This window comes from Photobacterium indicum (assembly GCF_003026215.1).
In the GTDB taxonomy this organism is placed as follows: domain Bacteria; phylum Pseudomonadota; class Gammaproteobacteria; order Enterobacterales; family Vibrionaceae; genus Photobacterium; species Photobacterium indicum.
In genome coordinates this window covers 47,231-68,885 of record NZ_PYOC01000016.1, presented here as the reverse complement: position 1 = coordinate 68,885, position 21,655 = coordinate 47,231, and the positions used below count along the sequence as shown (strand labels likewise).

At 42.2% G+C, this 21,655-nt stretch carries 18 protein-coding genes; 8 read left to right on the top strand and 10 right to left on the bottom strand.

Annotated elements, in window-relative coordinates; all coding sequences use genetic code 11:
- Positions 1 to 4 precede the first annotated feature (4 nt).
- Positions 5 to 646 (top strand): DUF2959 domain-containing protein, encoded by a 642-nt coding sequence (locus tag C9J47_RS24690; protein WP_107256404.1) that lies wholly within the window; start codon positions 5 to 7, stop codon positions 644 to 646.
- Positions 647 to 667: 21 nt separating this feature from the next.
- Here C9J47_RS24690 and C9J47_RS24685 read toward each other — a convergent pair whose 3' ends face one another.
- Together C9J47_RS24685 and typA are read right to left on the bottom strand one after the other, a co-directional pair.
- Positions 668 to 1,189: an AAA family ATPase gene (locus tag C9J47_RS24685; RefSeq protein ID WP_107256402.1), complete on the bottom strand. Its 522-nt coding sequence runs from the start codon at positions 1,187 to 1,189 to the stop codon at positions 668 to 670.
- A gap of 164 nt (positions 1,190 to 1,353) precedes the next feature.
- The gene (gene typA / locus C9J47_RS24680; RefSeq protein WP_107256400.1) at positions 1,354 to 3,183 is read right to left on the bottom strand and encodes a translational GTPase TypA; all 1,830 of its coding nucleotides are present in this window, start codon (positions 3,181 to 3,183) and stop codon (positions 1,354 to 1,356) included.
- A gap of 576 nt (positions 3,184 to 3,759) precedes the next feature.
- Here typA and glnA point away from each other — a divergent pair.
- The 5 genes from glnA (at position 3,760) to add (ending at position 9,823) form a co-directional block, all read left to right on the top strand.
- A complete protein-coding gene (gene glnA, locus C9J47_RS24670; RefSeq protein WP_107256395.1) occupies positions 3,760 to 5,169 on the top strand; it encodes a glutamate--ammonia ligase in 1,410 nt (469 codons plus the stop codon).
- Between the two features lie 115 nt (positions 5,170 to 5,284).
- The gene (locus tag C9J47_RS24665; protein ID WP_107256393.1) at positions 5,285 to 5,845 is read left to right on the top strand and encodes a DUF4124 domain-containing protein; all 561 of its coding nucleotides are present in this window, start codon (positions 5,285 to 5,287) and stop codon (positions 5,843 to 5,845) included.
- A 173-nt stretch (positions 5,846 to 6,018) separates the two neighbouring features.
- Positions 6,019 to 7,068: a nitrogen regulation protein NR(II) gene (gene glnL / locus C9J47_RS24660; protein ID WP_425440615.1), complete on the top strand. Its 1,050-nt coding sequence runs from the start codon at positions 6,019 to 6,021 to the stop codon at positions 7,066 to 7,068.
- A 74-nt stretch (positions 7,069 to 7,142) separates the two neighbouring features.
- Positions 7,143 to 8,558: a nitrogen regulation protein NR(I) gene (gene glnG, locus C9J47_RS24655; protein ID WP_107256389.1), complete on the top strand. Its 1,416-nt coding sequence runs from the start codon at positions 7,143 to 7,145 to the stop codon at positions 8,556 to 8,558.
- 263 nt (positions 8,559 to 8,821) lie between these two features.
- Positions 8,822 to 9,823 carry an adenosine deaminase gene (gene add, locus C9J47_RS24650; protein ID WP_107256387.1) on the top strand — a complete coding sequence of 334 codons (1,002 nt, stop codon included), beginning with the start codon at positions 8,822 to 8,824 and terminating at the stop codon, positions 9,821 to 9,823.
- A gap of 110 nt (positions 9,824 to 9,933) precedes the next feature.
- Here the strand turns inward: add and hemN are convergent, their stop codons facing one another.
- The 4 genes from hemN to C9J47_RS24630 form a co-directional block, all read right to left on the bottom strand.
- Positions 9,934 to 11,307 carry an oxygen-independent coproporphyrinogen III oxidase gene (gene hemN, locus C9J47_RS24645; protein ID WP_107256384.1) on the bottom strand — a complete coding sequence of 458 codons (1,374 nt, stop codon included), beginning with the start codon at positions 11,305 to 11,307 and terminating at the stop codon, positions 9,934 to 9,936.
- A gap of 161 nt (positions 11,308 to 11,468) precedes the next feature.
- The gene (locus tag C9J47_RS24640; RefSeq protein WP_107256382.1) at positions 11,469 to 11,939 is read right to left on the bottom strand and encodes a DUF2489 domain-containing protein; all 471 of its coding nucleotides are present in this window, start codon (positions 11,937 to 11,939) and stop codon (positions 11,469 to 11,471) included.
- 12 nt (positions 11,940 to 11,951) lie between these two features.
- Positions 11,952 to 12,494, bottom strand: a complete 543-nt coding sequence (gene yihI / locus C9J47_RS24635) for a Der GTPase-activating protein YihI (protein WP_107256380.1) — start codon at positions 12,492 to 12,494, stop codon at positions 11,952 to 11,954.
- A 1,385-nt stretch (positions 12,495 to 13,879) separates the two neighbouring features.
- Positions 13,880 to 14,497 carry a c-type cytochrome gene (locus C9J47_RS24630; RefSeq protein WP_006233492.1) on the bottom strand — a complete coding sequence of 206 codons (618 nt, stop codon included), beginning with the start codon at positions 14,495 to 14,497 and terminating at the stop codon, positions 13,880 to 13,882.
- Between the two features lie 158 nt (positions 14,498 to 14,655).
- Here C9J47_RS24630 and yihA point away from each other — a divergent pair, with 158 nt between their 5' ends.
- Complete coding sequence (gene yihA / locus C9J47_RS24625; RefSeq protein ID WP_107256378.1) at positions 14,656 to 15,342, top strand: ribosome biogenesis GTP-binding protein YihA/YsxC; 687 nt, start codon at positions 14,656 to 14,658, stop codon at positions 15,340 to 15,342.
- 768 nt (positions 15,343 to 16,110) lie between these two features.
- On the opposite strand, the gene spfP is transcribed toward yihA, so the two are convergent.
- Both spfP and polA read right to left on the bottom strand, forming a co-directional pair.
- The gene (spfP, locus tag C9J47_RS27640) at positions 16,111 to 16,158 is read right to left on the bottom strand and encodes a small protein SpfP (protein WP_438616993.1); all 48 of its coding nucleotides are present in this window, start codon (positions 16,156 to 16,158) and stop codon (positions 16,111 to 16,113) included.
- A 195-nt stretch (positions 16,159 to 16,353) separates the two neighbouring features.
- Entirely contained in the window at positions 16,354 to 19,122 is a 2,769-nt protein-coding gene (gene polA / locus C9J47_RS24620) for a DNA polymerase I (protein WP_107256376.1), read from the bottom strand.
- Between the two features lie 386 nt (positions 19,123 to 19,508).
- Here polA and elbB point away from each other — a divergent pair, with 386 nt between their 5' ends.
- A complete protein-coding gene (gene elbB / locus C9J47_RS24615; protein WP_107256374.1) occupies positions 19,509 to 20,159 on the top strand; it encodes an isoprenoid biosynthesis glyoxalase ElbB in 651 nt (216 codons plus the stop codon).
- A gap of 261 nt (positions 20,160 to 20,420) precedes the next feature.
- Here the strand turns inward: elbB and C9J47_RS24610 are convergent, their stop codons facing one another.
- Together C9J47_RS24610 and C9J47_RS24605 are read right to left on the bottom strand one after the other, a co-directional pair.
- Positions 20,421 to 20,870 carry a GNAT family N-acetyltransferase gene (locus tag C9J47_RS24610; RefSeq protein ID WP_107256372.1) on the bottom strand — a complete coding sequence of 150 codons (450 nt, stop codon included), beginning with the start codon at positions 20,868 to 20,870 and terminating at the stop codon, positions 20,421 to 20,423.
- Between the two features lie 76 nt (positions 20,871 to 20,946).
- Positions 20,947 to 21,654 (bottom strand): 7-cyano-7-deazaguanine/7-aminomethyl-7-deazaguanine transporter, encoded by a 708-nt coding sequence (locus tag C9J47_RS24605; RefSeq protein ID WP_107256370.1) that lies wholly within the window; start codon positions 21,652 to 21,654, stop codon positions 20,947 to 20,949.
- Position 21,655: the final 1 nt, after the last annotated feature.

The following is a 21,655-nucleotide window of genomic DNA, read 5'->3' as shown; positions in this document are numbered from 1 at the left end:
TACGATGCCCTATCTACTCACCATTCTGCTAAGTGTCACGCTACTATCTGGGTGTCAAAGCGCTTATTATTCCGCGATGGAAAAAGTCGGCGTACATAAACGCGATATCATGGTCGACCGCGTCGAAGATACAAATAAAGCACAACAAGATGCTCAAGAGCAATTCACTAGCGCACTAAATGCACTAAAAGCCCTGAATCAATTCGATGGCGGTGATTTAGAAACAGCCTATAACGATATTAACGATCAATATGAAGCCAGTTCTGATGCGGCCGAAAAAGTCAGTGAACGCATTGCTGCTATCGAAGACGTTGCCGATGCTTTATTTGATGAGTGGGAAAACGAGCTTTCACTTTATACCAGCACCACATTGAAGCGCGATAGTGAAAAGAAACTGCGTGCCACCCAAACATCCTACAAAAAAATGTTAACCGCCATGCATAAAGCTGAAAGCAAAATGACACCAGTGCTCAATACATTACGAGATAATACGCTGTACCTAAAGCACAATTTGAATGCGGCAGCCATCGGTTCGCTACAGGGTGAATTTACATCCCTACAAAAAGATATTCAACGAGCTATCAATGATATGCAAATCGCCATTAATGAATCTGAACGTTTTATCTCACACCTGAAAAAATCGTAAACGATTTAGCTCAACTTACCATTATAAGCGGGCCAGAACCCAACAGGCTCGCTCTTCTACACTTCCCCATGGCACTTGCGTCACTTCATAATTAAGCGCCTTATAGGTCATTATTAGCTGCTCGTGAATAGCTTGAGCTTCAATAAAACTGTGAGGGCGTTCATCATCTTTTTGATAAATCGCTTCATGAGGCGCACAAAAAAACACCCGAGAAGCATAACCGGCAGCAGCATCAAGGTAATGCTGACTTACCGTTTCTCCGCCCACTGTTAGATAAGCACAAATATCAGGAATAGCACGATCAACAAAAGCTGGCATTGCCCCCTTCTGAGCTAATCGACGCTGCTCATTCATCATCACTAAACAAAGCTCAGCAAAAGCGGGAAGATTGGTCCACGGTAATACCCCATTATCTAACTTTGCTTGTTGCTGAATTAAGGTACGAGACACTTCAGGAAATGTTAAATACCCTTTATGGCTTAATGCCTTCAATAGCGTCGTTTTACCAGCTCCTGGTCCACCGGTAATAATGATTGGCTGCATGTTGTCGTACTCTGAATCAATGAGGTAGGCAGTATACTGGAAATGACATTGGCATGGGAAAGTCAGCGGTGAATTTTTACGAGAGCTTTTTCTTTTTCAGATACAAAAATCCCGCCATGGCATAACCAATAGCGGGATTTTTTTAGCTAGCTATTACAGCCGAATTACTTCGGTGCACGGCCTGCACGCTTACGATCGTTTTCAGTAAGAAGTTTCTTACGAATACGAACGCTTACTGGTGTAACTTCTACTAGTTCATCATCATCAATGAATTCTAGAGCTTGCTCAAGCGTGTGCTTGATAGCAGGAGATAGCGTTTGTGCTTCATCAGTACCAGATGCACGAACGTTAGTCAGCTGCTTACCACGAAGACAGTTGATAGTCAGATCGTTAGCACGGTTGTGAATACCGATAATCTGACCTTCATAAACTTCATCACCGTGCTCAGAGAACAGACGACCACGTTCTTGAAGGTTGAACAGTGAGTATGTTACTGCTTTACCCGTACCGTTAGAGATCAATACGCCGTTTGAACGTTGACCGATAACGCCACCTTTGTGTGGACCGTAGTGATCGAAAGAGTGGTAGATAAGGCCAGAACCAGAGGTCATTGTTAAGAACTCAGTTTGGAAACCGATAAGACCACGAGAAGGCATCATAAAGTCCATGCGAACACGGCCCTTACCATCTGGTGCCATATCTTTCAGCTCACCTTTACGGATACCGATGCTTTCCATGACACTACCTTGATGCTCTTCAACCACATCGATAGTTACCATTTCAAACGGTTCCATTAGCTCACCATCAACAGTTTTGATGATAACTTCTGGACGAGATACTGCTAGCTCGAAACCTTCACGACGCATGTTTTCGATCAGGATAGATAGGTGAAGTTCACCACGACCTGAAACACGGAAGCGATCTGGACTGTCAGTTTCTTCAACACGTAATGCTACGTTATGAACAAGCTCTTTCTGCAGACGCTCAAGAATGTTACGTGAAGTAACGAACTTACCTTCTTTACCAGCGAACGGAGACGTGTTCACCTGGAAAGTCATGGTTACTGTTGGTTCATCAACAGAAAGTGCAGGAAGTGCTTCAACAGTATTCACATCACAGATAGTGTCTGAAATTTTCAGCTCGCCAAGACCTGTAATAGCGATGATGTCGCCAGCTTTAGCGACTTCAACTTCGTGACGCTCAAGACCAAGGTAACCAAGAACCGTACCGACTTTACCGTTACGCTTCTTGCCTTCAGCATTGACGATAGTCACTTGCTGGTTTGGCTGAACAGAACCACGTGCGATACGAGCAACACCGATAACACCTACGTAAGAGCTGTAATCAAGTTGAGATACTTGCATCTGAAGTGGGCCGTCAACGTCAACACATGGTGCTGCAACGTTATCAACAACCGCTTGGAACAATGGTTCCATATCTTCGCCAACAACGCCTTCTTCCATTGTTGCCCAACCATTTAGTGCAGAAGCATAAACAGTTGTGAAATCTAGTTGCTCATCAGTCGCGCCTAAGTTATCAAACAAATCAAAGATTTGATCCATAACCCACTCAGGACGAGCGCCAGGACGGTCAATCTTGTTGATTACAACGATTGGCTTAAGACCGTATGCGAATGCTTTTTGCGTTACAAAACGCGTTTGTGGCATAGGGCCATCAACTGCATCAACGATAAGCAATACTGAGTCAACCATCGACATGATACGCTCAACTTCACCACCGAAATCGGCGTGTCCAGGGGTATCTACGATGTTGATGCGGTAGTCATTCCAGTTAATTGCTGTGTTCTTAGCAAGAATGGTAATGCCACGCTCTTTCTCGATATCGTTAGAATCCATTACTCGTTCTTCGGCTTCGCCGCGGTTTTCTAACGTGCCAGATTGCTGTAGTAGTTTATCAACCAGGGTAGTTTTACCGTGGTCAACGTGAGCAATAATTGCGATATTTCTTAATTTATCGATCAGTTGATTAGACATGGATTTCACATTCACTCAGAACATGCAGCGACCAACGGTGGGTAGCTACTTGGTTAAAAAAACGGCTCATAATCTAACAGATTTTACGCTAAAACCCACGTAATATGTGATTTATATCACCGGTTTTTTAAAAATAGTTCGTGAACCCTTATTAAACCTCACTTTTAATGCATTTTTTTCGCTTAAAAAATGGGAATAAGACACCTTATCTTTAATGATTATTCATCTTTTTACGTATATTCAGCGTAACTTCAGCCCACTATTTACTCAAAAAAAGTCGAAGATAGAAAATGGCGTAATTATGCAATAGTGAGATTGACAATATAAACGCATAAGCTAATAGTAGTTACCACATCGTGGTTATCACCTAACACGAACGCACCATAACGGTGCGCTATATCACCACTATGGTGCAGAAAAGGATTCGCATAGCACCCAAAACGCCATAACAGTGCGATTTTAGGGCTTTTAAAAGTTGGCACGGTTTTCGCTTTACTTATTTTAAATAGCTCAACAACGAGCATTGATAAGTTTTTGCGGCCAGTTGCCCAATCTTAACACCGGAGGTTACTCAAGATGTCAGTAGAAAATGTACTAGCGCTGATCCAGGAAAATGAAGTTAAGTTTATTGACCTACGTTTTACCGATACCAAAGGTAAAGAGCAGCACATCACTATTCCTTCTCACCAAATCGATAGCGATTTTTTTGAAGATGGCAAAATGTTTGACGGTTCATCCGTTGCTGGTTGGAAAGGTATCAATGAATCAGACATGGTGATGATGCCTGACGCTTCAAGCGCAGTACTTGACCCATTCACGGAAGACTCAACACTTAATATTCGTTGTGACATTCTTGAGCCTGCAACCATGCAAGGCTACGATCGCGACCCACGCTCTATCGCAAAACGCGCAGAAGAGTTTATGCGTTCAACTGGTCTAGCAGACACCGTACTTGTTGGTCCTGAGCCTGAATTCTTCCTATTTGACGATGTTAAGTTCAACACTGACATGTCAGGTTCTTTCTTCAAAATTGATGATGTAGAAGCAGCTTGGAACACAGGTTCTGATTTCGAAGGTGGTAACAAAGGTCACCGTCCTGGCGTTAAAGGCGGTTACTTCCCAGTAGCACCTGTTGATTCATCTCAAGATATCCGTTCTGCTATGTGTCTAATCATGGAAGAAATGGGACTTGTTGTTGAAGCACACCACCACGAAGTAGCAACAGCTGGTCAGAATGAAATCGCGACTCGCTTTAATACGCTAACAACGAAAGCCGATGAAATCCAAATCTATAAGTACGTTGTACACAACGTTGCTCATGCATTTGGTAAAACAGCAACCTTCATGCCGAAGCCACTAGTTGGTGATAACGGTTCTGGTATGCACGTTCACATGTCTCTAGGTAAAGATGGTCAGAACCTCTTTGCAGGCGATAAGTACGGCGGCCTTTCTGAAATGGCTATCTACTACATCGGCGGTATCATTAAGCATGCTCGTGCAATCAACGCTTTTGCTAACCCAGCAACGAACTCGTACAAGCGCCTTGTACCAGGTTTTGAAGCTCCTGTAATGCTTGCATACTCTGCTCGTAACCGTTCAGCTTCTATCCGTATCCCAGTGGTACCAAGCCCGAAAGCACGCCGTATCGAAGTACGTTTCGGTGATCCGGCAGCTAACCCATACCTCGCGTTTGCAGCAATGCTAATGGCTGGTCTTGACGGTATTCAGAACAAGATTCACCCAGGCGAAGCAATGGATAAAGATCTGTATGATCTTCCTGCTGAAGAAGCTGCTGAAATTCCACAGGTAGCAGAGTCACTTCAAATCGCCCTACAGAACCTAGATGAAGATCGTGAGTTCCTAACAACTGGCGGTGTATTCTCTGATGACTTTATTGATTCTTACATCAAGCTGAAGTCTGAAGATGTAGAGAAAGTAAATATGACAACTCACCCACTTGAGTTTGAACTTTACTACTCTGTATAAGCAATTGATTAATTGCTAAAGAATAAGATTTAGGCCTACTTCACAAGTAGGCCTTTTTGATCTTGTTGCCTTCTTCAAAGCTGAAAAAATAATGAATCAGCTAGGGAGAACACTCATGCACAGACCTCTTTTTATACCGATCGGCGTTAGCCTTCTGTTCTTTACTCTCACTTTACAAGCAACAACAATTTACTCTTGGGTCGATAAAAATGGTGTCGTCCACTTTACTGATCAGCCGAATGCCGCTCATACGAAAGTGTATGAATTAAATACCCCACCCAGCGCACCATTGAGCACCACAGTTGATGAGATAGAGGTTACCAAAGAAAAGTCATCCACACCTGAAGCCCTTCCTCCCGCCACAATCCGCTTTATCACCCCTTCTCATGAACAAACACTGCGCAGTAATGCAGGGCATATCGATATTACTGCAAACAGTAATCGTGAAATAACCAAAGACTATAAGGTACAAGTCGTACTGGATGGGAACAGTCACCTTGCACTACAAAACAGCTTAACATTCAGCTTGTTCGATATTGATCGTGGCAGCCATCAATTACAGCTCCAGCTATTAAAAGACGGCAAGGTAATTGCATTATCTAACAGTATTACCGTCTATCTACATCGCGCATCGACGACCCGAATCAGACCACCGGCTGCGAGCCCTAAGTTATAACGGTTTCTATGGTTTCATTCTGAAATGGAGATTGATGCATGATTTTTTAATGCACTATTGTAGACAGGCAGGTTACACTTGAATGCACCAATATGGTGCGTCATATCAATCTCTTCACTATACTGTTTTATACAGACAGTGCATGTCGGTTGATATTAACAAGGATGATAATCGTGACGACTGCCTTCACCCCTATAATTCTCAATAATTTAGTCACCGCAGTGATATTGCTTGATGAGCAACTCACCATGCGCTATGTCAATCCAGCAGCAGAACAATTACTGTCATACAGTAAACGTCGCTTACTGGGAGTCCGTCTTCCTAACTTATTGCAACATTCTTCGCTTGATATTGGTTTAATCCAAGCAACCTTGCAAAGCGGTCAAGGCTTAGCAGACAGTGATGTCACCTTTGTTATCGATGGTAAACGTTATACCTTAGAGTTAAATGCCAGCCCTATCTCTTGGCAGAAAGAGTTATTAATTCTGCTCGAACTCAAACCTATCGATCAGCAACGTCGTATCAGTCAAGAGCTGAGCCAACATGCTCAGCAGCAAGCCGCCAAAGAATTAGTGCGCGGCTTAGCACACGAAATTAAAAACCCGCTGGGTGGATTACGCGGTGCGGCTCAATTACTCGAAAAAACCCTTCCAGACCCTTGTTACACTGAATATACCCAGATGATCATCGAGCAAGCCGATCGCCTACGAAATCTGGTCGACCGACTTTTGGGCCCGCAACGACCCGGTTTACAAAAAATCGATAATATTCATATCGTCCTTGAAAAAGTGCGTCAGCTCGTCAGCCTCGACTGCGGTGAGAACATTCAACTGCATCGAGATTACGATCCGAGTTTGCCCGACTTCACGATGGATTCCGAACAACTAGAACAAGCCATCTTAAATATTGTGAGTAATGCCGCCCTTGAATTACAGCAAGTGAGCGGGGGCAATATCACCTTAAAAACACGCACGGCACACCAAGCGTTAATTCAAGGTAAAAGATATCGAATAGCAGCAAAAATAGACATTATTGATGACGGCCCGGGGATCCCTAGCGAGATTCAAGACACCCTATTTTATCCAATGGTAACGGCCCGAGAAGGCGGCACAGGATTAGGATTATCCATTGCGCGTAATTTAGTCGATCAGCACCGCGGTAAAATAGAAGTGGTGAGTTGGCCTGGGCATACAAAATTCACGATTTATTTACCCATAAAGTAACGTAAAGACGATATTTATACACAATATTCCTCGTCATGAAGGCAGGGGAAATAACAATAATAGAGGACGTCAGTATGAGCAAAGGATTGATATGGGTTGTTGATGATGACAGCTCAATTCGTTGGGTATTAGAACGCACACTCAATGCAGCCGGATTACAATGCGAAACCTTTGCCAGTGCCGATAATGTCATTGAAGCATTAGAGCGTAATGTTCCAGATGTATTGGTTTCAGATCTCCGGATGCCTGGCACTGATGGATTAACACTACTTCGTTCATTGCAAAAAGATTTCCCAGCATTGCCCGTTATCATTATGACGGCACACTCTGACCTTGATGCCGCAGTCAACGCCTATCAAGAAGGTGCATTCGAATACCTGCCTAAGCCTTTTGACATCGATGAAGCCGTCAACCTTGTTGAGCGAGCGGTAACTCATAGCCAAGAGCAAAAACGCCAACAGCAGCCAGAAAGTGACACTAAAACTGTACCTGAAATTATCGGTGAAGCCCCAGCAATGCAGGAAGTATTCCGTGCAATCGGTCGTTTATCTCGCTCATCAATTTCGGTATTAATTAACGGTGAATCAGGCACAGGTAAAGAGTTAGTCGCCCACGCCCTGCACCGTCATAGCCCACGTAGCAAGCAGGCTTTTATTGCTTTGAATATGGCCGCAATACCTAAAGATTTAATTGAATCAGAATTATTCGGTCATGAGAAAGGAGCATTTACCGGCGCCAACAGCGTACGACAAGGGCGATTTGAACAAGCGAATGGTGGCACACTGTTTCTCGATGAAATCGGCGATATGCCATTAGATATTCAAACTCGACTATTACGTGTATTAGCTGACGGACAATTTTATCGTGTTGGCGGACACTCTGCGGTTAATGTTGATGTTCGTATTATTGCGGCAACGCACCAGAACCTTGAACAACTGGTTGCCGATGGCGGATTCCGAGAAGATTTATTCCACCGTTTAAATGTTATTCGGGTGCATATCCCTTCATTAAAAGATCGCCGCCAAGACATACCACAATTGACACGACACTTTTTACAGCGGGCGTCAGATGAACTAGCCGTTGAAGTGAAAACATTGCATCCAGATACTGTCGATGTGATCACAAATCTCAATTGGCCGGGTAATGTTAGGCAATTAGAAAATACCTGTCGCTGGTTAACAGTGATGGCAAGCGGTAATGAAATACTGCCTTCCGATCTCCCGCCCGAGCTACTAGAAGCCCCAACGCTCATCAATGGTGAACCAACTGACTCACACTGGCATCATTCTTTACAATGCTGGGCCAGAACAGCACTTCAACAAGGCAACGATAATTTACTTGGCGAAGCGTTACCAGAATTTGAAAAAATCTTGCTCGAAACGGCACTGGAACACACCCATGGCCATAAACAAGAAGCCGCCAAGCTACTTGGCTGGGGCAGAAACACCTTAACCCGTAAACTCAAAGAGCTAAATATATCATCAGATTAATCGTAGGTCGTAATCTACGCCATCATGCTTAGTTTTACTCTGCATTCCCATTTTAAAAACCTATTTGAGCAATCAGATAGGTTTTTTTATTAGCGTTTACGCCTTGCCTGCAATCATTGATAAAAGTCATAATAAATCAACAGATACAGTAAACATCAATACAGTTTCTACTCACATCAACGAATATTCACTCAGACTATAATGATAGTCATTTGTTCTTTGCGTATACTTACACACCAGTTTTTATCGGGACACCAATAATTATGATTACGAAGCAGCTTCCCCTTACCGACCTTCACCGCCATTTGGATGGTAATATCCGCATCCAAACCATTTTAGACTTAGGTCAGAAATTTGGAATGGCCTTGCCTGCAACGGATCTAGAAGGGTTACGCCCTCATGTGCAGATCGTTGAAGCAGAGCCAAGCTTAGTGGCTTTCCTCTCTAAGCTCGATTGGGGTGTAGCTGTTCTTGGTGACCTTGAAGCATGTCGACGTGTTGCCTACGAAAACGTTGAAGATGCGCTGAATGCACAGATTGATTATGCCGAGCTACGTTTTTCGCCTTATTACATGGCAATGAAACATAACCTACCGATCGCTGGTGTCGTGGAAGCCGTCGTTGATGGTGTCGCAGCAGGCTGTCGAGATTTCGGTATTCAAGCTAACTTAATCGGTATCCTTAGCCGTACTTTTGGTCAAGAGGCTTGTCAGCAAGAGCTTGACGGATTGCTTACGCAAAAGGATAAGTTAGTGGCAATTGATCTGGCTGGTGATGAATTAGGCCAACCTGGTGATCGCTTTATCAAACACTTCACTCAAGTACGTGATGCTGGTCTACGTGTTACGGTTCACGCAGGTGAAGCAGCAGGACCTGAAAGTATGTGGCAAGCTATTCAAGAGCTTGGTGCAGTGCGTATCGGTCACGGGGTTAAAGCGGTACATGATCCAAAGCTGATGGATTATCTAGCCGCGAACAAGATTGGTATTGAATCTTGCCTAACATCAAATATTCAAACGAGTACCGTTGAGTCATTTGCCTCTCACCCAGTTAAGCAGTTTTTAGAACATGGTATTTTGGCATGTCTAAATACCGATGATCCTGCGGTCGAAGGTATCGAGCTTCCTCACGAATATGAAGTAGCCGCACCGAAAGTGGGTCTGACTCAAGAGCAAATTCGTCAGGCGCAGATTAACGGCCTAGAACTAGCTTTCTTATCTGATGCTGAAAAACAACAGCTAAAAGATAAAGCCGCACGACGCTAATCCTTCATTAATGGTAAAGGTAAACTTCACCATTAAAAAAGCCCTCATACTCAAAATTAATGCTGATCATTAACTTTGAGTATGAGGGCTTTTTTTAGCATTAAGCTATATTAGATAACGCGAGAGAATTGCTGCTGACGGGCTCGGTCACGCAAGTACTTATCAAAGCACATACAGATATTACGGATCAGCAAACGTCCTTTCAGCTCAACATGAATAAACTGACCATCAATGGTGACCAATTCATCGTTGATAAAGGTTTTAAGCAAACCGAGATCTTCAGCAAAGTATTCATTAAACGTTAAATTGAATCGCTGCTCAATATCATTCATATCAAGCTGAAAATTACAAATTAACGCTTTAATCACTTCGCGGCGCAACAAATCATCGGCATCAAGAGATACCCCTTTCCACAGTGCTTGGCGCTTTTCTTGTACATTCGAATAATAGGTTTTCAACTCTTTCTGGTTTTGAGCATAACAGTCACCAATCATTGAGATTGCTGAAACACCCATACCTAATAAATCACAATCGCCTTGTGTCGCATAACCTTGGAAATTACGGTGAAGAACACCATTACGCTGAGCAACAGCTAACTCATCATCAGGTAGAGCAAAGTGATCCATACCAATAAACTGATAACCAGCACCCGTTAACGTGGCAATGGTATCTTGTAGAATACCTAACTTCTCATTCGCTGATGGCAGCTGGTCATCTTTAATTTTACGTTGAGCAGCAAATAAACTTGGCATGTGTGCGTAATTAAATACCGATAAGCGCCCAGGCTTCATCTTCAGTACTTGCTGTAATGTCTCGGCAAATAGTTCACGGTTCTGTTTCGGCAAACCATAAATCAAATCAAGATTCGTCGAACGAAAACCCAAATCTTTAGCGCGCTGCACCATAGCAACAATGAATTCTTCATCTTGCTCGCGGTTAACCAGCTTTTGCACTTCTTTATTAAAATCTTGAACGCCAATGCTTAAACGGTTGAAACCTTCGCCACGTAAGTGATCAAGCATATCCAATTCAATTTCACGCGGGTCTACTTCAATACTAATTTCAGCATCAGCATCAAATGAAAACTGGTCACGTAACAGTGCCATCAAACGGCTAGCTTGCTTCTTAGTTAAGAACGTTGGTGTTCCGCCACCCCAATGCAACTGGCTTACTTGGCGATCACCTAACAGAGAGGCACGTTGACGTATCTCTTGCTCTAAAGCATCAAGGTATTGATCTGCCTTATGTTGATGGCGGGTAATAATCTTATTACAACCACAGTAATAACAAAGCTTATGACAGAACGGGATATGAATATAAAGCGAAAGCTTGCGGTCTGGATACTGCGCACAAGCCATATCAAATTCTGCAGGAGTAAAGGCTTCATGAAATTCAAGAGCGGTTGGATAAGAAGTATAACGAGGACCTGAGTAGTTATACTTTTCTATCAGTGCTTGATCCCAAATAATCTGCTCATTTGACATGACGTACTTCCACTATTTGTAGGGGGGGAATAAATTCGATGATTAGTGTGCCACACTCAAGAAAGATGTAGAACACTTACTAGTTCTTGGGCGAGGAAAATACCACCTAGATCAAATGACCTAGATGGTGAGTACTCAATAATAGGTAGGCTGGCCACCCATTATGGTTTCATTAACAGGATATCGTCGAGCTCTAACTTAATTGTATCTTGTAGTCGTGCTTCTGCTTTCATACGTTCTAGATCGAGCTTCATTCGCTCTTTCTTTTGAATCATATTACGGGCATCACCACGTGGCATGTCTTTTACAACATGATAAAGCTCAAACATCGCTGGGAACTTGCTGGCAAAATCAATGTGTTGTTCAGCTTGTAATACTTCCATCAGTTTATATAAACGAATGGTTACTTCTGACATGTCACATTGTTCTTGTTTTCCGGCATCAGCAATAATAAATACGCTATCCATAATATTGGTATTACGCGTTTTTATTTGCTCTGCTTGCTGAAGCGCAGCACGCTTCAAGAAAGCTTTATGGTGTTGATGTTGCTGATATACCTTAAACAACAAATAGCCAGCATATATAGCTAGCGCGACAATAATACTGCCGCCCAAGCCTAACCAAAGCGTCATATCCTGCAACGGTTACTCCTTACCGAAAGAATCTAGATCCATATTTTCAAACTGATCAAGTAAATCTTCATCGGTTTTAGCGCCTTTACGTACAGGTGCTTCTTCGGTGACTTCTGGCTCTTCAACTTCAAGTAAGCCTAAACGGCCCATTAGATGCTCGATACGGTCTAGCTTTTGATCCACTTGCTTCTGTAAACCAGCACCTAGCTTCTCGCCCGCTTCAATACGATCTAATAACACCATTAGTTGTGCGTCATTTTCCAACATATCCAATTCTTGTTCGGCGCTTAAGCGACGCTCTTTCTTGGTAGTTGGTTTTTTCTCAACCACTAATGGGATCGGTTTCTTACTGCCTAAACGTGGGTCTTTCTTTTGACCGTTCGCGTAATGCTTTGGATCCAAAGCTTCTGCGTTACGGTTACCAGACTTCAAACCTTTACGTTTTTTATCTTTCTGGCTTTTGCGTGCTTCAACATCAACCTGTGTTGTTGATTTCTCGCGGTACACTGCAGGACCTTCTGATCCTACACTGCGACTTCTTTTTTTACGGGTCATTACTGGGTCTTCCTCAGCAAAATCACATCATTACCAACAAAATCAACTTCCGAGCCATTACTGTTTACTAAAGAATAAACGGTATTTTGGCTGAAAAAGTGCATGTAAGTTGGATCGTATTTGTAATGCTATTGCGCAAAGGCATCTGCATCTATTGCCAGCTTAGTCATTCATTCTAGCTTTCTGCTAGTGTGTATTATGCTAAGTAGCAGCCCCCATTCCTTTGCAGGCGTATAAAATGTTCAATCGCTTCCGTACCAATAGTAAAGCTTCATGCCTTACTAATACTTTAGGTTCATGAGCAAAATATGAGTCATATATCGGCACATTATACCCTATATCGACCAACATTATGGAGAATGTAAGATCAGGGGGATAACCGAATACCAATCTATCGGCTTCTGGCTTTATCAGTACGTCGAAAAAGAAACACTACGTGCTAATAACAATAAGAATAGCCGTCATTGTTTAGACAGTTTCATGTTGATTATAAATGATTTTTAATTTCACTGACCGAGAGGTCATTGCATAGCAGAAATGTCTGCATTGCTTAGCCATCGAAAAATGAAGGCGAAACATAACAGAAAGCTAATAAAGAAAAAAGCGACAGGTATAAACCTGTCGCTCTATAAGGTTGCCATAATATGGCTAAATCCTGTCTAGTCTGCCCATAACCAGCTGTAAAGATCTGGTTAGACAATAATCCGTTTGTTATTTGTGCTTTCCTTGCAAGACGTTGTTGTTCTTCATCATCCTGATGAATTTTCGTCTTCCTTGCTACAATCCATGTTAAAACAGTTCATCCTGAACTGGCTATCCATTAAGCACGTTATCTTCCTAATAACCAATGTCACCATCCATGTGGGCACACAATCCTTCATGCACCTATTTTCTGTTGTGTATCAACAGAAATCTTTTCCGTAAGTGTCAACCATGACAATCCTACGCATCTTGCGAACTACCCGGCTTCCTCGCCAGACATCCTGTGTATCCTTCGAGCATCATGCTCATGCCATCCTGGCGCTTCCCAATCCTTCGTCGTATTCCCTGTCGACAAGGTATACTTTACGCCCATTCAGGATTCATTCAACAAGGCAGCTCTTAGCATTTTTTTGTAATATTATTTCAATATAACTAACTGCCTGATACTTTTGAAATAGTCATTCAAACCCACCGTCTTTATCATCTAGATGGGCTATCACGCATAGCGGATCTCGCACACGCTTCTCAGTGTTCTACGATTTAAGCACTTAAAATAGTGAATTTTCGTTACTAACTTGCAGTTTCTACATATGTAGTCTACGTAATTTACCTCTATAAAGACGCTATAAAAGAAAAAGGCAGCCGAAGCTGCCTTTCATTGACCAATACTGGAATACGAGTACTTAGTGTAAACCACCAACATATTGAGATAATGAAGTGATTTCGTCATCTGATAGTTTTGCCGCAACTGAACGCATCATCGAGTTCATGTCGTTGTTACGCTGAGCAGAGCGGAACTTCTCTAACTGTAACTTAATGTACTCAGCATTTTGACCAGAGATTTTAGGGAATCCTGATAAGCTAGTACCGTTACCTCGGGGGCCATGACAAGCAGTACATGAAGCAATACCGCGTTCGGCATCACCTACGTTATACAACTGCTTACCCACTTCAATTGAAGATTCTGGCGTAACGTTTTCAGAGATAGGTAATGAAGAGAAATAAGCAGCAAGGTCAGACATATCTTCTTCAGACAATGCCATTACCATGCCTCCCATAACAGGATCATTACGTCCTTGTGTGCCACCTGTGGTCATTGCTAACTTAAATTCTTTAAGTTGTTTTTCGATATAACCAGGGTGTTGTCCTGCAATTTTAGGATATTGCGCCATAATGCTATTACCATCTGCGCCATGGCAAGCTGCGCATGTTGCAGCTTTTGCTTTTCCAGCTTCTGCGTCTCCTTGAGCCCAGACTGAGCAACTGGCAAGAAGAGCCAATATAAGTGCTAATTTCTTCATGACATTCCGTTTATAATTATAGAGCTTCCAGTACCACAAGTAATGCTCAGTTACATGGTATACAATGCGACCACAAACCAAGCACGGTTTTGGTACATTTTACACAATTTTACATAAAAGTAATCAGTCTACTACATGAAGACTTGACGGAGTTAACAGTGAATCAACCTCTCAACTACAGAAATACCGGATTCATCACAAGTGCACCTGATATTCGTCACTTGCCACAAGACACAGGCGTTGAGATCGCATTTGCTGGCCGCTCCAATGCAGGTAAGTCAAGTGCACTTAACCGCATTACAGATCAAAAAGGTCTAGCGCGTACCTCTAAAACACCAGGTCGTACACAATTAATTAACATGTTCGAAGTGACTCAAGGTTGTAACCTAATCGATTTACCAGGTTATGGTTTTGCTCAAGTGCCACTAGAACTGAAGATTAAATGGCAGAAAGCGTTAGGTGAATACCTACAAAAACGTGAGTGCCTAAAAGGCTTGGTGGTATTAATGGATATCCGCCACCCAATGAAAGATCTCGACCAACAAATGATTTTTTGGGCGATCGAAAGCCGCCTTCCAGTATTAGTGCTCTTAACGAAAGCCGACAAAATGAAAAGCGGCGCACGTAAAGCACAATTACTAAAAGTACGTGAGTCATCAAAGTCTTTTGGTGGTGATGTACAAATTGAACTGTTTTCTTCATTGAAGGGCATTGGGCTTGATCAAGTTCGTCGTAAACTAGATACATGGTTTGGACCAGAACTAGAGCGCCAACTGATGCTTGCCGCTGCTGAAAATGGTGAGACATACACTGGTGAAACGTTATCAGATAAAAGCGATGATTAATCGAGTAAATATCACTCGTTAATAGAGCACGACGTCTGTTTATGGCTCTAAGGAAGGGGCCATAAAAATTCCCCACCTTCTGGTGGGGCAACGGGAGAGAAATAGGAGCTTTTTTATATTTATCCAGAAAGCATCAATGATTTCCTAACTCAACGCAAGTTCTTTATCCACATTTTGTGCGTTTTTTCACCACTGATATAAACGTAATAACTGACACCAGTAACGTCCTTTCCCCGTATTCTCTCTATATTATAGACTTCACTCAATCATTATTCTTAATAAGAATTAAGTATAGTTAATATCACGTATACGTATTTATTTCGGAATTTAATTACAATACGAACAAACAGGCAAAAAAAAACCATCCTCAATAAAAAGGATGGTTATTTCATGAATGTACAAGTTCATTGGCATAACGCCCGTAAACAATAACAAATATGAACAAGAAGCTGTGCTCATTATACCTGCTCTAAATCTTTTTTAAAGTAATTACTCTAAAATAGATATGTAACAATTTGTCGAAATAAAAACCATTGTTATTCTTCCCATCTAATGCATTAATTTAAAAAACAATTTTAACAATTAGAGCAAATAATAACTCATTTTTAATCATTCGATTATTTTTAGTACAGATGCTAAATACAGAAAAAGAAACAACAGCCAGCAGAATAGTAATGTGAGGATATTTAAAAAGATGAGAAACAAGGTATGGGGTTTATAGTAGCTTAGAAGAAAAAACGCCCTGGTCAATCGACCAGGGCGGCTGAATCAGCCAAATCCAATAACGTGAAACAAAAGGTCTGAAAGATAGAACATCTTACCTCTGTACCCTACGTCATTAACTGTATATCAATTGAGCAGATAAGAAAAGTGAAAGTTGTAGTTTTTTTTCATAAACTGGTAACTAAATTTTAATAATGATTTTTAATTACGATTAATTAATCATTAAAAAAAAAGCCAGCACTAGGCTGACTCTCATTTTTGTATCATGATTAAAAGGGATTAAAAACGCTAGTGCGCCTCATCCCAGTTGTCACCAGACCCAGTATCTGCAATCAGAGGTACATCTAATTCAGCCGCTAGTTCCATTAAGCGACGTACATCAGCAGAGACAGCGTCCAACTCAGATTCTTGTACTTCAAAGACAAGTTCGTCATGTACTTGCATTAATAGACGAACACGCCCTGTTTCTTGTTGTTCAACCCACTCATCAACCAATACCATCGCACGTTTGATAATATCAGCAGCGGTTCCTTGCATCGGCGCATTGATTGCTGCACGTTCTGCTGCTTTACGACGTATACCATTACGAGATTTAATATCAGGTAAGTACAAACGTCGTCCAAACAAGGTTTCAACATACCCTTGCTCACTCGCATGAATTCGGGTGCTTTCCATATATTCCAACACGCCAGGGTAACGTTCAAAATACACATTCATATAGTCTTGTGCTTCATTACGTCCCATATCCAATTGCTTAGCAAGACCAAACGCACTCATGCCATAAATCAAACCAAAGTTAATCGCTTTAGCACGACGACGTTGTTCAGTGGTAACTGATTCAATCGGTAAGCCTAGGATTTCTGCTGCGGTTGCTGCGTGAATATCTTTGCCTTGTTTAAAGGCTTCTAATAACGCTTTATCACCCGATAAATGCGCCATAATTCGTAACTCGATTTGCGAGTAATCGACAGCAAGGATCTTATAGCCTGTAGGGGCAATAAATGCCTGACGAATACGACGCCCTTCAGCATTACGGACCGGAATATTCTGTAAGTTAGGATCGCTAGAAGATAAACGTCCCGTTGCGGTTACCGCTTGATGGTATGAAGTATGTACTCGCCCAGTCGACGGATTCACCATCTTAGGTAACTTATCAGTATAGGTGGATTTCAGCTTAGCTAAGCCACGGTATTCTAAAAGTATCTTCGGTAATGGGTAATCTAACGCCAGTTCTTGAAGTACTTCTTCATTAGTCGAAGGCGCACCTGACGGGGTCTTTTTCAAAATGGGTAAACCCATCTTTTCAAACAAGATAGCTTGCAGCTGCTTCGGCGAACTTAAGTTAAACTCTTGTTCTGCAATCTCGTACGCTTTGGTTTCTAATTCATCAAGGCGCGCAGCAATTTCTGTCGATTGGGCACTCAATAGCATGCTGTCAATTAATACACCAGTACGTTCAATACGAGATAATACGGGTACCAGCGGCATTTCAATATCTTCAAATACAGACTTTAGCTGCTCATCAGATTCAACTTTTTCGTTCAATAAATTATGTAAGCGCAGCGTAATATCAGCATCTTCAGCGGCATAAGGCCCAGCAACATCTAAATCAATTTGATTAAACGTTAATTGCTTTTTACCTTTACCGGCAACTTCTTCAAAACTGATATTTTTATGTTCTAGGTAACGTAGTGCTAGGCTATCCATATCATGGCGGCCAACCACACTATTGAACACGTATGACTCAAGCATGGTGTCATATTTGATACCCTGCATATTAATGTCGTAACGTGCCAAGATGCTCATATCAAATTTTAGGTTTTGACCGACTTTATTTTGAGCGGGATCTTCAAGTAACGGTTTTAGCTGAGCAAGTACCCAATCACGATCAAGCTGTTCCGGCGCATCAAGATAATCATGCGCAACGGGCACGTAAGCCGCTTTCCCTTCTTCGACAGCAAATGATACACCAACTAAATTAGCCGTCATGTAATCAAGGCCGTCAGTCTCTGTATCAAAAGCGACAACATCTGCTGCAGTTAGCGTCGCTAACCACGCATTAAAGCTTGCTTCATCGAGAATAGTTTCGTAACCGCTGCGATCAATAGTTGGAGCGACCACTTTCTTTTCTGTAGGCTCTGACGCTTTCTCGTCAGCCACGATTTTACCGTCGCTACCGTCTAGCATTTCAGATAACCAACGACGGAACTGTAGTTTACCAAATAGACTGGTTAGCTCATCAGTATCAGGTTCAGTCTTCAACAGTTCATGCGGTGCACTGTCTAGCTCTACATCCAATTTGATGGTTGCAAGCTCATACGACATATAAGCCGCTTCTTTGTTATCGGCCAACTTTTTAGGCATGGTTTTAGAACCACGAAAACCAAGTGCAGGAATCGCGTCTAAATTGTCATAAATAGCATCAAGACCACCAACACCCGTTAGCAATGCTTTTGCTGTTTTTTCACCGACCCCTGGCACTCCAGGAATGTTATCAACTTTATCTCCCATCAGTGCAAGATAGTCGATAATCAACTCAGGGCCGATCCCAAACTTCTCCACGACCCCAGCAGGATCCATTACCACATCAGTCATGGTATTGATCAGCGTGACATTTTCATCAACCAGCTGTGCCATATCTTTATCGCCAGTACTAATCAGTACTGGCATACCCGCTTTTGATGCCTGCGTTGCCAATGTTCCGATCACATCATCCGCTTCAACACCTGAAATCGCAATCAACGGTAAGCCCATAGCTTTGATCACGGCATGCAATGGTTCAATCTGACCTCGAAGATCATCAGGCATCGGTGGGCGATTTGCCTTATATTCCGGATAGATATCATCTCGGAATGTTTTGCCTTTCGCATCGAAGATCACTGCAATATGTTCAGTCGAAAATTGACGTAATAAACTGCGTAGCATGTTTACCACGCCATATACTGCACCCGTCGGCTCACCGTCAGAGTTAGTGAAATTAGGCGCGGCATGATAAGCACGGTAAAGATAAGATGATCCATCAATTAGGATGAGTGGATTTTCTGGGATAGTTGCCATAGAGATATTCTTATATCCGGGGGATGAAAGATTAAAAAGTGCCACATCGCACAGATTTTGGCATGCTCAACACTGAAAAATCAAAAACTGTGGTGTAAGACACTAGAATGCCATGAGAGACGACAAGTGTTAACTGATGTTTTCCACTTACACACCATAATCTGTGGATAACTTTGTTAGTATCTAATTTTACAAATCTGATTAATCTTTTTTAACAATCAAAACAACACTTCTAAAGCAATTGAAATCAACAGGTTAACCTCAACTGCAAAAAACGATCCCAGATCTTAAAATGATCATTAATTGTGGAAAAAGTTAACAGATCGCTCGAAAATAACCATATGCTAAAGTAAAAACAGTCTATTTTGTTTAGGAAGGAAGCCAAAATGAAGAAAATTGCAGTTATTTTAAGCGGCTCTGGCGTATTTGATGGCGCTGAAATACATGAAACCGTTTTAGCCTTGTTGGCAATCGAGCAAGAAGGGGCGAGTTGGCATTGTTTTGCCCCGAATATTGATCAATACCATGTGATTAATCACCTAACAGGTGAAGAAACAACAGAAACACGTAATGTATTGATCGAAGCTGCCCGTATTGCTCGTGGTAACATTGAAGACATCGTGAACCTAAAGCCCATTGAGTATGATGCGCTATTGATCCCTGGCGGCTTTGGAGCGGCAAAAAACCTGTCTAATTTTGCTATCAAAGGGGCAGAATGCGAGATCAACCCAGATGTTAAAAAAGTTTGCCAAGCTTTTGCCCAAGAAGAAAAGCCTGCGGCGTATTTATGTATCGCACCAACCATGATCCCCGCGATCTATGGGCCTGGGGCAAAAGGTACAATTGGGACCGATCCTGAAACCGCCAAAGCATTTAATGCGATGGGTGGTGAGCATATTGATTGCCCTGTGGATGATTTTGTATTGGATCAAAAACGCCGTCTACTGACAACACCGGCTTACATGTTGGCGGGAAGTATTTCTGAGGCTGCAAGTGGGATCAATAAGCTGGTGAAGCACTTAGTACAGCTGGCATAACGCTAGAAAAGAAAAAGCGACGCTACCTTTTCTCTTAAAATTAAGAAAACCTGATAATCAGGAGGTAGTCGCCGCTCAGCAGAAGTGTTGCATGTTTCTAGCCCTACACTAAAAACACTCAACCGTCGCCGAAGTACACTGGAAGCAATGTGAGCAATGTCGTGCCTTCAACTAAGAGGTAATTTGTTTCCCCTCTCACCTGAGTGCCTGTTAATAATAACCATTCTCACTTGAGTTGCAAGCACTTATTGAGAATTATTTTCATTTAGACTCTTTTTTCTCAGTCAGTAACTTTGAAAAATAGATTCGGTAATCAGCAACTCTGTCTTTTTTTTCAATATTTTCAATGAGGTACTCATTCTTCATAAGTAACATCAGCATAGACGGAAAGCAATTTCGCGATTTAACTTTAATTTCCTGATAACCCTGCTCAATCGCCCATGTTTCTTGTGCATCTAACAAGGCTTGAGCAATCCCCATTCGACGACCAGCAGGGGCAACTCCACCCAACCAGCTATAGAAGGTCGAATCTGAAAGACGATAACCAATCTTCACTCCAACCAAGCGGTCTTCATGCTCGGCAACCAGTATTAAGCTTGTATGCCCAGCAAGACGCTGCATCAAACTGTCTTCTGTTTCAGGATGGTCAAACTCACTGATCTGATTCAACACTATTATGGCTTCTGCCAATGAGGCTTGTCGTACTCGCATTGAATTCATTCCCTTACCCAGAAAAATGGTATAAAAAAACCGACCCAAAGCCGGCTTTCATATTCTATATTATCGGTTAGTGTGTTTTAAGCTTTTGATTCGCTAGCCCACTCTCCGTTACATTAACCGCTGTTAGACGCTTAATTAAATAATTCAGCAATACACCATAAACGGGTACAAATAACCCAAGGCTAATAATCAGTTTAAAGCTGTAATCCACCAGCGCGATTTCAGTCCAGTTAGCAGCCATAAACGCATCTGGGCTGTTATAAAATGCAATAGCAAAAAATGCCAATGTATCTAATGCATTACCGAAAATAGTGGAACACGTTGGCGCTATCCACCATTGCTTCATTTGACGCAAGCGATTAAAAACAGAAACATCCAAAATCTGCCCAAGCAAATACGCCATAAAGCTCGCAATCGCGATACGGGCAACAAATAGATTAAATTCACCTAGATGTGCCACCCCTTGATATTCACCTTGATAGAACAACACCGATAGCACATAAGAAACCGCCAAAGAGGGTGCCATTACCCGAAAGATAATTTTCCGCGCCATAGGGGCACCAAAAATACGTACAGTCAGATCCGTCGCAAGAAAAATAAAGGGAAAAGTAAACGCTCCCCAAGTGGTATGAAAGCCAAAAATAGTAAACGGTAGCTGCACCAGATAATTGCTCGACGCAATGATCACAAGGTGAAATAACACCAGAAAGGAAAGGGCTTTACGTTGTTGTGGCAGGGTAAACGATGGTACTGAAGATAACTGAGATATAGTCATA